Source organism: Azotobacter beijerinckii (assembly GCF_900110885.1).
GTDB classification, from domain to species: Bacteria; Pseudomonadota; Gammaproteobacteria; order Pseudomonadales; family Pseudomonadaceae; genus Azotobacter; species Azotobacter beijerinckii.
The window spans coordinates 49178-62747 of record NZ_FOFJ01000022.1; the positions used below are offsets into that span (position 1 = coordinate 49178).

Annotated in this window: 10 protein-coding genes; 3 read left to right on the forward strand and 7 right to left on the reverse strand. The window is 51.0% G+C overall.

The genetic code is table 11. The annotated features are described in order from the left end of the window. Positions 1 to 615, forward strand: a complete 615-nt coding sequence (locus tag BMY22_RS12740; protein ID WP_090622499.1) for a lysozyme family protein — start codon at positions 1 to 3, stop codon at positions 613 to 615. A 429-nt stretch (positions 616 to 1044) separates the two neighbouring features. Here the strand turns inward: BMY22_RS12740 and BMY22_RS12745 are convergent, their stop codons facing one another. From BMY22_RS12745 to BMY22_RS12755, 4 genes are read right to left on the reverse strand one after another with little or no spacing between them, the layout of a single operon-like run. Further along, positions 1045 to 4242 (reverse strand): AAA family ATPase, encoded by a 3198-nt coding sequence (locus BMY22_RS12745; protein WP_090622500.1) that lies wholly within the window; start codon positions 4240 to 4242, stop codon positions 1045 to 1047. Further along, positions 4223 to 4771, reverse strand: a complete 549-nt coding sequence (locus BMY22_RS23800; protein WP_143068487.1) for an ABC-three component system middle component 1 — start codon at positions 4769 to 4771, stop codon at positions 4223 to 4225. Before BMY22_RS23800 ends, BMY22_RS12745 begins: the two co-directional genes overlap by 20 nt. Continuing rightward, positions 4743 to 6017, reverse strand: coding sequence for an ABC-three component system protein (locus BMY22_RS12750; RefSeq protein ID WP_143068488.1), 1275 nt, complete (start codon positions 6015 to 6017; stop codon positions 4743 to 4745). Before BMY22_RS12750 ends, BMY22_RS23800 begins: the two co-directional genes overlap by 29 nt. A gap of 1 nt (position 6018) precedes the next feature. Continuing rightward, positions 6019 to 7068, reverse strand: a complete 1050-nt coding sequence (locus BMY22_RS12755; RefSeq protein ID WP_090622505.1) for a ComEC/Rec2 family competence protein — start codon at positions 7066 to 7068, stop codon at positions 6019 to 6021. A gap of 860 nt (positions 7069 to 7928) precedes the next feature. On the opposite strand from BMY22_RS12755, the gene BMY22_RS12760 reads away from it, so the two are divergent. Both BMY22_RS12760 and BMY22_RS12765 read left to right on the forward strand, forming a co-directional pair. Beyond that, a complete protein-coding gene (locus BMY22_RS12760; RefSeq protein WP_244158865.1) occupies positions 7929 to 9131 on the forward strand; it encodes a hypothetical protein in 1203 nt (400 codons plus the stop codon). Between the two features lie 491 nt (positions 9132 to 9622). Further along, entirely contained in the window at positions 9623 to 10234 is a 612-nt protein-coding gene (locus BMY22_RS12765; RefSeq protein WP_090622511.1) for a recombinase family protein, read from the forward strand. Between the two features lie 350 nt (positions 10235 to 10584). Here the strand turns inward: BMY22_RS12765 and BMY22_RS12770 are convergent, their stop codons facing one another. The 3 genes from BMY22_RS12770 to tnpC form a co-directional block, all read right to left on the reverse strand. Then, on the reverse strand, positions 10585 to 11571 hold the full coding sequence (locus BMY22_RS12770) for an IS1595 family transposase (protein ID WP_090622513.1): 987 nt from the start codon (positions 11569 to 11571) through the stop codon (positions 10585 to 10587). 312 nt (positions 11572 to 11883) lie between these two features. Beyond that, complete coding sequence (locus BMY22_RS12775) at positions 11884 to 12429, reverse strand: helix-turn-helix domain-containing protein (RefSeq protein WP_090622515.1); 546 nt, start codon at positions 12427 to 12429, stop codon at positions 11884 to 11886. A gap of 343 nt (positions 12430 to 12772) precedes the next feature. Continuing rightward, on the reverse strand, positions 12773 to 13570 hold a 798-nt coding region (gene tnpC / locus BMY22_RS12780), incomplete at its 5' end, for an IS66 family transposase (RefSeq protein WP_143068489.1).

Consider the following 13570-nt stretch of genomic DNA (forward strand, 5'->3'; position numbering starts at 1 on the left):
ATGTTCGTGATTGCTGATCTTCCCCCTGCTGAACAAGAGCGAGTCGTGTGCTCAATCATCGCAGCAGTAAAGTATGAGCTGCCGGCCAACATTGTGTTGGCCGTAGCTGGCCAAGAGGGCGGCAAGCCTGGTCAGTGGATGAAGAACAAGAACGAAACTTACGATGTTGGCCCTATGCAGTTCAATACGGGTTATCTTGCCGATCTTTCTAAATACGGCATTACCGCTCAGGATGTAGAAAAATCAGGCTGCTATTCATATGAGCTTGCCGCGTGGCGTATTCGCAGCCATGTCTTGAACGATAAAGGCGACCTGTGGACGCGGGTCGCTAATTATCACTCTAGAACACCACAACATAATGCCATATACCGGCAAAAGATCATGCAGCGGGCTATCAAATGGGCCGACTGGCTGAATGAAAGATTTAATACTTATAATGTCTCGCAAGAGGCCGTAACGAATAAGAACAAGGCCACTGCGATCCAGGAAAGCAAAGCGGTTTCAACGGCAGAAGGAAAGACTCAAGCCAGCCTACAAGCACCGACTACTAGTCGCGCACGCAGCCATGCGCAAACCTCGTACACACCCCGCACCATTACAGCCAAACAGCAATAATGTAGCGGCATAAAATATGCTCGAAAATACAATAGATGCTACCTCCCTCAAACCTCCGCGCCTGGTGATAAGTGCCCGAAAGAAAATTTTCCAGGCTTTTCCGGAGCCCTGAGCTGCGCAAACCCCGTATTTCAAGGGCTGGCACGGGCATGGAAGGGAAAATATAGGATTACTTTTCTTCGGGTACTTAGCAGATGGTGTGGGAAGACAATAAAGTATCATTCTTACAAATAGAGTTTCATCCTGAGTCGAGCGAGAGGACGTGCGCACTGACGAGGTGCCGCGTCCCCAACCGAGCCACTGCAATAGGCAGAAACCGGCCAGAAGCAGCCGGTCTACCACATAAATAAATCCGTCCCCTTTTCTTATGCCCCTCTCTGGGTACGGGTTCTACCCTGTTACCACGGACACTTTTAAGTAGGCTCTGGACTACCCCTGGCGATCAGGGTTAGAGTGTGAAGCCACTTTAGGCAATCCCGCGACGAAATCGTGAGCGTCCTGTTCCTGACTGACTACACCAAAGCTTTCTAATTGCAAGAACTTAGACCCAAACACCTCCGTTGGTATCTTCAGCTTGAGCAAATCGAAGAAATTTTCGTCGTGTGTCGATATGATGATTTGCTTATCAAACCGTAGCGAGACGTTCCTAAGGAGATCAATCGTTGCAAGAACGTTGATTGAATCCATTGACTGAATAGGGTCATCAATTAGTATGACGTCGAGCGGGTTTCCCTTTTCGTCTCTGGCATGCAGCGCGTTAGCCAGAAACACACTGAGACTAAGAATGTTAAGCTGGGCCGCACTAAAGTAGAGCATCGGTGAAATCAAACCACCCGCATCATCTCTAAGCACAATGTTGAGACCAGGCTGATTCGAGCCGTCAAAATCAGGAATGAACTCTACTTTCTTAAATGATGGATGGGGATCAATTTTACTGTAGATCGCATTGATAAGATCCGTGAAGAAGAAAGCCCCGATTCGCTCGCGAAGCTCTGCAAAAATTATCTCCCGCTCTTCCGACAACTTTTTATCGACCAGCTGATGCTCAGAGATCTTTCGTTCAATGTCAGAAAGACTCTCGCGCAAGACTAGGCTGCCCAGGTAGGGCTTGAAGGCCTTTAACTGCTCAGTAAGCAGCTCAAACTTATCAATCTTCGCTAACAAATAGGCGGATTGCTCAGCCGATGTTTGCATCGCCGACGCGATCTCAGAACGCATCAACTCCGGATTTGCATCGATATCCTTACCAAGCAATCTGCCGAGGTTTGCCAAGAATGATTCTACGACGAATGTTGCGTTGCTGACCAATTTCGAAGCGCTATCTCTCTGGGAGGCCAACAGCTGAAAGTCGATCCAATTCCCTTCTGCGAGCATCTCCTGATGAAGCTTATGACACTCTGCAGACAGCCCTTCTAGTTGCCCAGCGATTTCGCTGATAGAGCGAGCAAGTTGGTCACATTTTTGACTACAGTGCGTAGGGAGGCCCTTAAAATCACGAACCGCCTTCTCCAACGCGAACACCACTACTTTTTTGTATTGATCCTTTGAGGTTATGCTCTCCACAAGAAAGCGCAGCACTTCCAGCCTTGCGTCAATTTTTTGCACCTGGGCCTGTAGACTGGCAACAGTGTTATTGGCCGCCTCAAGCTGTGCAACCTGGGAGGTTCGAGTACTAGAAAGTTTGTCGAACTCAGCGCCCGCCTGAGCGTACAACTCCTCGGAGTTTAGACTCCAAACTCTGAGCTGCAGTGCCTGGATTGTCTCCTCAGTCGCGTTAATTGAGGCTGCCAGCGAATCGCTCTCTCGCTCTGCTGTACTGATTCGTGAGGTAAGTTGGTCAAGCTGGGTTCTAGTTTCGATCACCTTCTTGCCGTGTCGATCCCTAGCCTCGGCAACCGCTGACTCAATTACGCCCTTAAGCACTGTCACCCGAAAGGCAATCTGCTCAAGCTGAACCGCGTTTTGTCTTGCCGTCTCGGTCAGGAGATCGTTTTCTTTTATCGTAGACGTCAGGGCTCCGGGCGAGGAGTGCACTGCTCGGCACAGAGGGCACCTATCGCTGGGCCATTCGGCGAGATAAGTTAGCCCTTGAGAGACTATCCGCTCAACAGCTTCCTTTTGCCGAGTGAGCGCTACTTGCGTGCTCCTAATCGCAACATCATGCCGCTGCAGTAGATCTAGTTCCTGATGTGCGGAGTAGACTTCGGAGAGACGGTGAGCCGGAAGTGCGGGATGGCCCGTGTCCTGCGCCATTAGGGTTTCAACGTTTAGGGTCATCGCGGAGAGCTTCGCGAGCTCCCCACTGATACGCTCGTGATCAGCCTTGTCGACCTGGATCGTTGCTATCTTGCTCTGTAGGTCAGACCGTTGCGCCACTAGGCCCGCCTGATGAACAGCAATCTCTGCATATACAGCAGAGCTGCCTGTCAACATTGACCGCAAGGCTAATGCTCGCTGATCAGCCGCACTTAGAGCATCACTATGCAACTTGGCATTAGTCTGGGCCGATTTAAGCTCTACGGCGACGCCAGTCTTTTGTTTCTCTAGCGCGGCTTGCTCACTTGCCGCTCTTTTGCACTCCGATTCGTCAGAGAGAAAAGCTGGAATCAGCTTTTCAATCGTCTCTAGCTCCGCAAGTTCGCCAGTGCACGTTTGCCAGTCTGCAAGATGTTTACTGTGAGCAGCGGAGAGAAATTGGTAGTGTTGCGAGTCCTTAACACCTTTCGCCAGCTTTGCCAACCTAGGGTTTTGTTCGACAATTACATCAAGATTAAGCTGCAGTTCCTCCAGCCGGGAGGACTGCTCTAGCAACGCTGACTCACGTTGCCGCTCTGCGGCAAGGAAGGACGTTAGCGCGTGCTTTCGCTCAATGATAGATGCAAGTAATTGATGTTCCGTTTTGTCGTCAAAATTCGCAGAAATCAGCGAGACCGACTCACCATCCTTATTTAAGTCAGCAGCCAAGGAATTAAAATTATCAAAGATCGCCGAATCGACCGGGAACTTAAGTTGCTTTTTGACGTCCGTCCGTTGTTTCCGAAGGCTATCCAACGTTAGCCTGTTTTCATTCAGAATGGCTGTGACTTTTTGGCGTAGCGCCTCGGCCTCATCGCCAAAGTAATGCATGAACAACTCATACCGTTCTTGCGGCTTCGCCTCGCGTAGAAAGCGATCAATGGCATCTTGGGAGAGTATGATCTTACTAAATATTCTGACCTCCTTCCCTTTCTTATTCTTAGCCACTCCGAACGAAAGATCCGTCGAGTTCGACCTCAATTTTGGTAGCTCTCTCGGAAAAACCCCACGAGTAGTAACCACCTCCACTCGGGTTGAAACCTCCTCCGGGACATCCTTGTTGCGCAAGATCTTCAACGGAATCTGATCTTGTTTGGTTCCACGAGCTGCTATCTGATTGTTTTTTTTGTTATGCTCACCCGTATATCTTTCTAAACTATTAGTGAGCGCCCACTCTACAGCATCGTAAAATGAGCTTTTCCCAAACCCATTTGGAGCATATATGGCGACAAAGTTTGAGGGCGTATCGCCATCAAGAGTAAAATCGAAGATTCCATCCTCTTTGAGTTTATAGGCACGAAACCCCTGGATCTCAACCTTCTTTATTTTCATTTTGCCTATAATGCTCTATTAATTTGTTTACGATCTCCCCCCGCTTCTCTTTTGACTTGCTTGTTGAGTCTACAGGCGCATTCTTAATCAGAGGGGCAATGGGAAGTTTTATCCCTGAGTTGGGTTGAGGCATCGCCTGCAGTTTCAAATCGGTGCCGAGCAACTCGATATTGATCATCTCCTCAACCTTTTCGATAGCCGGAAGGCTTCCTAGGCCATCTAGCACGATTTTTCTCGCCGCATAGCGATCATTTTCAATCACGTATTTTTCGCGTATATCCAAGGGGGCCGAGCACAGCATGACTAAGTAAATGTTCCACCTTGAAAATCGAGCTTCAGGTTTAAACTTAACCGAGATGATACTTTGGAGCGCCTTCCAACTCGCAATCACTTCCCTAGGAGAGTCAAACCAGCAAACTATGCAGTTAATAAACTGCAATTCATCAGAGGAAAATAGCTCAAACCTTACACTCTCAAATTCCGAACTTAAAAAATCCAGATCATGAGCCTTCTTTGATAGCACTGCCATAATAACCCTTGAATATACTAAGTTGTTTCCCGACTGTGGAACTTCCATACTCACGATGTTTATTCAATACATGCTCGTTACGCAGACCTTTTAGGTGCGCGATTGAGTAAGTCTTATAAATCTCGCCATGCGCATTATCAATTCGGCTCAGCTCTCTAAATCTTGGCGAGGAGGCAATATCGCCTATGACTTCCTCAAGATCCTCCGGATCGGGTACACCTATTGCATTTTCTTGAGGGGAGTTAACGAGCATGGCCCCATTAGCGTCAAGCATGTCCTTTGCGGCTTTAAATATCTCTGATAATTTTCGTATCCAGTTATCAGCACTGCTCGAATACATAAATCGACGCTTACGATCCAGTGTCTTCAGATAGGCTTCATCAATAATGTCGACATCATCGAGAATTGAGCAGACAATCACAAACTCGAAGTAAGCCACCCAGAGTTTCCTACCCATCACGGTAACGTCAGGTTCATCATCACCTATCAGAAGCTCTCTTAGGTACCGCACCATCAAGTCATGAGGGGCAGGCATTCCCTGGTCAATCAGCCACTCGGCCTGCTCAATGAGCTTCTGCCGTAGCTTTTGAACATTTACCGGATTTGCAGCGTTGAAATAGAATATATCATCCTTGAAGTTAGAGAAACACCCCATGTAGAAAGGCGCTATTTGCACAAGCTTATGGGTCTCGATAATCTCCTCAAAACGACTGATGGGAAAACAGCGGATGCGCCCATATCGCGCTTCTGGATCCTCATCGTCCATTCTAGACTCGACGCCCCACAAATATGGGAGATGTCCATCGATGTAGTAGACCCCACCACCGGACATTCCCTCAATCGATTCCTGGCTAGGATTGTTATCCAAATTGCAGACAATAATCTGATGCGCTAGATCGTTCGGGCTTCCTGTGTAAATCTTGTAGGGCCTTCCCGTCCCGACATTTGACCTCGGGTAGCCCACATAGGAAATTCTTGATCCTGCTGGCAGCACTCCCATCCAAGTACGCTGTTTGATGTCAGCTTGATACTCGACCTTGATAATGGAGCAATCGACATCTGGGTGGTGATAAGGGGGTTCGATAACGTTTATTGCCCGCCCGTCCCGGCTAACCTCAGGATGATCTCCGATCACATGACGTGCAGTTAAAACATACGAAAACTCTTGCGATAGCGCGCTTATCAGAACGCCGCTACCAGCATTCACCTTAACAGCGTACGAAATAATTAGTTCATCAACTGCCATCTTATAGACCAATTTCTCCAGCAAGCTCTACTAGGCGCTTGGAATAGACATCTTGCTCATGATCCAACAATATCTGCCCGATAACTTTTTTATAATTAAAAAATATGGTCGCTTCGCTCTCCGCTAAGATTCTGGCTATGGCCCTCTTATTTGGAAGCCCATGGATCGATCCACTGGAAGAAATTATGAAACGGTCGCTCTCAACCAACTCAAGAAATTCCCGGCTCGTGTTGTACTCGCTTCCATGATGCGAAACCTTTACCAAGTCGACGGATAGCTTAGACTCGGCGCTATAGCCCAATGAGCGTAGCGTTGATACCACGACGCCATCATGCGCATCGCCTAGAAACAGCATGGCCTTTTCATTCGCCCTCAGGATGAATGCGATCGAACTGCCATTTGCGATGGAGGTGTCTGTTTCAAATGAGTCTTTTGCCCAGATCTCTTCAAAACTCAACCCATAATCCGTGGCGAGTGAAGTCTCGGCTGGGCTCTTCTCCTCCGGCCAAACACACAGAAGCTTTTGAAGCTTCTCTTCGTCTGGCGACAAAATCGTAAACGTGAAGGGGCCGTTTTGGATGGTCTGGCCGGCCATCACAAGAGGAGCACGGTCACAGCCAATTTCATCCAGCAGCGCCTCGAATAATCTGCCCTGCCTTACGCTCGTCTCCGGCGAATCGCTGCTCAGATGAACGTTGTTCTCAGGTATTTCCGGCGCATTGAAATGATAGGTGATCAGCCGAGAGGAGTTGAACCATATGGACTTGACCATATTGCTCAGATAATCAGGTGCCTTGAACGCTTTCAGGAGGCCACCGATATGATCGTCGTCAATATGGGTCAAAATCGCCAAGTCGATGTGCTGTCCTTTTGCTTTCAGCTCATCGAGAATGATGCAGAGCGAGCCCTTGTTTCTCGGCGGTGACCCGTATTTGAAGGTGGCCGCGTTCCCGCCATCGATCAGCAGGTTAAACACGCCATCCGGGGCCTCATGCGTGACCAGGATGCAATCGCCATGGTTCGCTTGCAGGATGCGTACGCTGATGCCCATCCAAACTCCCTGTATCGCCCTAGGTCATCCCGCAGAGGACGACCACGCTGTCATAGTGCCGCTAAAATAGCGCTTCGCTGGGCATCTTCCAATCGCTCTGATTCAGGCGATCTTTGATGCCAAAATTGCAGCTTGCAGATTGCTCCGAGAGCGCCTCTGGTGCTGATGCCAACGTTTTAGGCAGCGCCATGTTTGTTAGACGAGCGATCCCCGTCGGGCAACGAGCCTAAATCGGCACCTCAACCGTGCCAGTTCGTCGCGGTCGCGCGGGCTGGGGCTCGCGTGCGGATTGGGGAATAAGGGACGGTAAAAGGGCACGGATTACTTATGTGGTAGACCAGCCGCTTCTGGCCGGTCTGCGCCGGACACCAGCGGCACAGGGCGACCCAAAGCGGACAAGCCCCGCCCCTTGGGGCGGGACGATGCGTGCTGGGCCTTCCCCCGACCGTTTTTGACATACTAGGGGAGCCCGCAGAAAACGGAAAAAATCGTACGCTAAGCGTCAGGTAATGGACTGGAAGCCGCAGCCGAACTGGGGGTGTCCGGCTGGGTTACACCTCAACCGGACGTCAGATCTGACCAGCCAGCATCGTCAGGTTAGGGTTCATTTTGATGTTTCCTGACACAGCTGAATCTGGCTCTATGGCCTCAACCTGACGGTTCGAGGCTAAACGTACGATTTTTTCCATTTTCTGCGTTTGCCCCTACTATGTCGGGATTAAACGTAAACTGGTCAGGCTTGGACGAACTACCTGCTCAGTAAGGCTGAGCACCAGTGCGAATAGATAGGGACAGGAATGAATATTTGCAAATGCTTTCAATGCAACACATGCGGGACAAAAATCGATTGCAGAATTGGCATGTCAAACAGAGATATACAACCTTTTCAATTCGCTTGCCCGGAATGCGAAGAACGCATTTCATTTGTTTTTGGTCAGCCAGATGGTGAATTGCAGGGGGCCAAAGATTTAGAAGATTTTGAGACCCCTTTTAATGGCGATAATCCCTTTGTTGATCTACATTTAGATTTCCCGGCTTACTTTGGGAAATACGTAATGGGCATGACGACCTTTCTCAGGGTGACAGGTGAAATCGGTTCGGAGGCGTACAGGCACTTGAATTACCGCCTGCACATGCTGAATATGCTTTATCCAATGCAAAAGGATTTGAGGAGCGTAATTACACAGTACAAGCGTGGAGATATAGATAATTTTGATAAGGCTTGCTCAAGAATACCCGGTATCAGTCTCAAGTCGCACCAAAAAGAGGACGTATTAGCTGCGCTATATTCGGCCACCTCTATAATGTCTTCACCATTCACGATTCACGAGTATAATGCTGAAATAAGTGAGCAGGCACCTAAGCTAATTAGGTGGCTGCATCAAAGTCATCCTGAAAAGACATTGGCATTTATAGAGAACATTCTAGATAATGGATTCCTCAAGAACCTGCACAATGATTGCCTATCCTTGTATCCAAAATTAGTCACAATGGATCTACCGTTCAGGCCTGCATTTTTTTACGATTATGCGGACAATGAGGACCTCGGTCGAATTCCCGCTAGGATATCTACAGCTGACTTCGATATTTGCAGCAACTATTATAAAGATTTGGCTGAGGTTTTTGCGCGTCAACTTACTCTTTTGGCGGGGTTGAATAACCTCATTAAGCGCGGAGATAGTGATCTTTTCGAACCCTCTCTAAAACTGACAAAAAGCAAGAAGGTCAGGCCAGAGCTAGAGTGTCTGAATTCGTTTGCGAACGTAGATTTGGGAAGTAAGATAGGATTTATAGACGACTGCTTTTATCGCATTGATATGGATGCCATTGATAACAAGCTCAGGAATGGCATAGCTCATTATAAATATGACTATAAAGAGTCATTGCAAATAATAACTTACTATCCAAGCAAAGAAGGTATGAGTCGGGAAAAGTATCACGAAATTTCTTTCATGGATTTTATTAGGAAGTCGCTTCTGTTGTTTAGGGAGGTTCATGGCGTAAATCATATTATCAAGGCTGCACTTTATTATTGCGTATTGATCTTGAAAAAAGATATCTAGTGGTCTGCCTGCAAAGTTCGATTACCTATTTTGTAGGTTCAAAATTCGGAGACTGCCAATCACGATTGGTACCAGCCAAAATCCTTGCATATATGCAATGAGTTAACGAATTAAACAAACAGTCCACTAGCGTGGTGTTTCACAAATACCACACGAGCGTCTGCTTTTGGCCGATTCTGTTGAAAAACTCGATTTCCTCGCGCGACCAAGCTGAAAGGAGAGCGTCGGCTTCTCATAAACCGCTCAATAAACAGTGACTTACCATCAGGAGATGGCTCAATCCTTCTCCCTGAAATTCCTTGAAAATCGGTTTCTGGGAATTTTTCAACAGAATCGTGTCGATTGCTGCCAGTATAAGTAAGTTTCTTTTGGATATACCTAAAATGATACGGTCTGATTTGGCTTTTCCGGGCTTTATTTCCTTTTATGATACGTTTAAAGTGCAACACATAAAAATGAAACACTCAAAATGATACGAAAAGGAAGCCGTCATGTTCATTCGTGCCTACCTCCGCGCCTCGACCGATGAGCAGGACGCCACCCGTGCCAGGACGGCTCTGGAGCAGTTCGCTACCGAGCATGGCCGGCCCATCGCCTGCGAGTACCTGGAGAACGCCAGCGGCGCCAAAACCGACCGGCCCGAGTTGCTGCGTCTGCTGAAGGACGCCAAGAAGGGCGATGTGCTGCTGGTGGAGAGCATCGACCGCTTGTCTCGCCTGCCTGCCGATGATTGGAACAAGCTCAAGGCCGCCATCGATGCCAAGGGACTGCGCATCGTCGCGCTCGATCTGCCGACCAGCCATCAGGGCATGAAGGACACCAAGGGCGACGAGTTCACCAGTCGGATGCTCTCGGCGATTAACGGAATGATGATTGAGATGATGGCTGCCATTGCCCGGAAGGACTATGAGCAGCGCCGAGAGCGGCAAGCACAGGGGATCGCCAAGGCCAAAGAAACAGGCCTCTACAAAGGCCGCCCGGTCGATGAGGATTTGCACAAACGTGTGCGCGAACTGCTGGCCGCCGGGCTGGGCATTCGCGCGACTGCGCGGCACGCCGGATGCTCGACCACCACTGTGCTAAAGATCCGCGATCAGGTTTAGGGCGACCGCTTTTCTCCGGAGCAAAGCAAAAACGGCGAGGGATTAGCCTCGCCGTTTTGTGTCATCACCTTTCCCAGGGCTCGTCATCCTGACGAAGTAGCCGCTTATCCTGCGACTGTCCCTGGCCCGCCATCCTTGGTCGGCCTGCGCCGTTCCTTCGGCGTCTTGGTGGGATTCAATCTACGCCGGCAGCAGTTCCGAGCCTATTGGGCGAACGCCCGATGTGCTGTAGGCGATTGCTTACATGGGGTAGAACAAGCAGTCGTGTCACCAGCCGCCATCTGACTAAACACCACCTGCATTGGCGCGTGCTGTCGCCAAACACCTGTTTCCCGATGCGGGCTATCCACTTAGCTCCTTGGTGGACTTTTCGGCGGATTGACAAGGTTCTGGTACGTCATGGGTGTGGTGACAACAGCCTGCTCCAGCAACCTGTAGAACAGCATGCCGCGTGACGACGATTTTCGCCTGTTGAACCGAAAAACGAACTCGTCAAGGTAACTGTCGAGCTTGGAAGGTTGCACTGCGCCTTGGTGTGTTCCAAGTAACCATCGATGGATGAGCGCGGCTACCCTGTGAACACCTGGCATTGAGGCATGTGCTGCTGTTGGCGAGCCGAGCATGACACTTTTTCGGTGAACATATCCCTCGCGCTCAAGGCTTCGGTAAGCAGCCGATCCATCGGTATGCACTGTCGCCCCCACTTGAACGACATCCTTCACAAAAGGGATGACCTGGTGTTCAGAGTCATCAAGTATTCGGCGCAGGCGTATTCGCCCGAACCCTTTGGGCTCCAACATCTCTACAGCAATGATGACCAAGGTCTTGGCCGTGCGGGACTTACGGCCTTTCACATCAACCGGTTGCGATTTATCGCCAATGGCAACGTAAGTTTCATCGACTTCTACAAGACCGCTGAGCAGCTCTCTGCCAGGGCGAATCATCGCACGACGAAAGCGATGAAGCAGGGTCCACGCTGTCTGATAGCTTCCAAGTCCCAGAACGCGCTGCAACCCCAAGGCGCTGACGCCATGTTTCTGATTGGTGATGTACCACGCGGCGGCCAACCATACCTTGAGCGGGGTTCTCGTTTTGTCGAAAATCGTTCCTGCGGTCACGCTGGTTTGGTGACTGCATGCCTGGCAAACCAGTCGGTTACGACTTGTTTTGAGAGGTGCGCCAATGATTCCGAACTTCGGACAAATGAACTGTTGCGGCCAGCGTAGCCGCTCCAGATAGTCGAGGCAGGGACCTTCGTTATGAAACCAATCCGTGAATTGGCTCCATGTTTGGGGATAGTCGTGCCCTGCAACGGGAGGTGCTCGGTGCTCGTTCATACGAGCAGTTTGCCGTCCAAGGAGCTAAGTGGATAGCCCATTTCCCGATACAGGCCTAAGCGAGTCGAAAGCAGCGAGGAAAATCAGCACGGAAAACACTGCCGGATTGCTGAGCAGCCGGAAACCTAGCTAATTTGGTTTTCCGACAGCGAAATGGCGGCTGGTGACACGACTGCTTGTTCTACCCCATTTCCCTGGACGAGTTTGGTTGAGGTGTACTTTAATCGGACACGATCCAGGCGGCATAAGCCCTTCTACTCTATCGGTCGTGCTTACCGTACGATTTTTTCCGAATTCTGCGGGCTCCCCTTCTTAGCTGTGTTTGCCGGCAAATGCTATTGTCGCCAAACTCAGAGGCGCCTGCTGACTACTGGTAGCACCGCTATCAATCCACTCCTTCGCCTGTTCAATGCAGCAGTATTGGACGACCGTTGGCTCTGCAGAGCTGAAATAGCTGCTGAAAGCCAGCAGATTGATGCGCTCCAGCGGACGACTTTTCAAGGACTCATAGCCTGGGCTGGCGTAGTACTCCTGGATCAATGGAAGGAGTTCATCTTCTTCACCCAGATGAGCAGACTGGAAGTACCAGTTGTACCGGTTGAAGATTGGGACCAGGCGCTCGGCCACCTGCATTACCTGTGAGGGGTGCATAGCCAAGGCCAAACATGCGCCGAAAAAGGTGTCCATCTGTAAAGGAGACTGGCCGGACTCGATCTTGGCCCACGCGCTCGGCGTCTTTCCTATCACCTGAGCAATGTGCGCCTGATGAATATTACGATCGAGTCGAATGTCCTTGAGGATGAGGACGAGTACTGTTGAGAAGCAAGAGCTGCGTTGGATGGGGTGGGTTGGTTGCATGAGAGTGTTTCCCGAGTGAGATAATTATTTCCCGGCAGGACACGCTATGTCCTGCTGCTAATATGCTCTGCATTTCATGACATATCAAGTCCTGGTGAGATATTTTTATATGTTTTTTATCGCTCCAGAGTGTTTGTGTTCCTACTGGTGTAAGGCTATGGTATATGAAGATGGGGTCGCCTCAGAAAACAGATCGCAAAGTACGCTAAGGAATGCCTCACCCAGTAACGGCGCGGCTTTGCGTTGGATGGCTATTTGTAACGACCTGCAAACGAAAACGGCCCGACCTGCAATCAGGGTAAGTGATCCATGAACCCCGTCTGTTAACGGCCGAGCCGGTCTTTTACAGTGGCGCCGTCGGAGTGCAGTTCCACGGCAGCAGCGCCTCGTAGTCTTCGACGCTTTGCGCTGCCGGCAACCGCTCGAGGATGTGGCGCAGCCAGGCGTAGGGCTCCTGCCCGTTGGCCCTGGCGGTTTCCACCAGGCTGTAGAGCTGCGCGCTGGCCGTCGCGCCTTTGGGCGTGTCGCTGAACAGCCAGGCCTTGAGCTGGGCGAGGACCGGCAGGCTGTGTTGCCGGCGCGCCTCCAGGCGTTCGGCATCGCCGGCCTGCCTGAGGTCGCGCTCGATGGCATAGAGCCGGTTGATCCAGGCCAATGCCTGGTCGGCGCGCCCGGTCTTGCCTTTGGGCTGCACCTGCTGCGCCTCGACGAACTTGCGCCGCGCATGGGCCCAGCAGCCCTGGCGCTCGATGCCCGGTTGCGCGGCCAGGGCGTTGTAGCCGGCGTAGTCGTCGGTCATCAGGTAGCCGCAGTAGCCTTCGAGCAGGCGCAAGGGCACCGCCTGCGCCCGGCTGGGGCTGTAGTCGAAGAGGACGACCGGCTGCTCCGGCGGGCCGCCGGTCTGCACCCACATCCAGGACAGGCTGCACGGATCCCGCCCCGGCTCCTTGAGCACCTGCACCCGCGTCTCGTCGCAGTGGATCACCGGGCTTTCCAGCAGCCGGTCGCGCATCAGGTTGAGCACCGGTTGCAGCTGCCCGGCGCACTGGATCGCCCAGCGCGCCAGGGTCTGCCGGGGGATCCCGACGCCATGGCGGGCGAGCACCTTCTCGAAGCGGTGCAGCGGCAGGCCGTCGACGTA

Coding starts and splice junctions, on each gene's coding strand:
- BMY22_RS12740 (WP_090622499.1), top strand. CDS start 1: ATGTTCGTGATTGCTGATCTTCCCCCTGCTGAACAAGAGCGAGTCGTG.
- BMY22_RS12745 (WP_090622500.1), bottom strand. CDS start 4,242: ATGAAAATAAAGAAGGTTGAGATCCAGGGGTTTCGTGCCTATAAACTC.
- BMY22_RS23800 (WP_143068487.1), bottom strand. CDS start 4,771: ATGGCAGTGCTATCAAAGAAGGCTCATGATCTGGATTTTTTAAGTTCG.
- BMY22_RS12750 (WP_143068488.1), bottom strand. CDS start 6,017: ATGGCAGTTGATGAACTAATTATTTCGTACGCTGTTAAGGTGAATGCT.
- BMY22_RS12755 (WP_090622505.1), bottom strand. CDS start 7,068: ATGGGCATCAGCGTACGCATCCTGCAAGCGAACCATGGCGATTGCATC.
- BMY22_RS12760 (WP_244158865.1), top strand. CDS start 7,929: ATGTCAAACAGAGATATACAACCTTTTCAATTCGCTTGCCCGGAATGC.
- BMY22_RS12765 (WP_090622511.1), top strand. CDS start 9,623: ATGTTCATTCGTGCCTACCTCCGCGCCTCGACCGATGAGCAGGACGCC.
- BMY22_RS12770 (WP_090622513.1), bottom strand. CDS start 11,571: ATGAACGAGCACCGAGCACCTCCCGTTGCAGGGCACGACTATCCCCAA.
- BMY22_RS12775 (WP_090622515.1), bottom strand. CDS start 12,429: ATGCAACCAACCCACCCCATCCAACGCAGCTCTTGCTTCTCAACAGTA.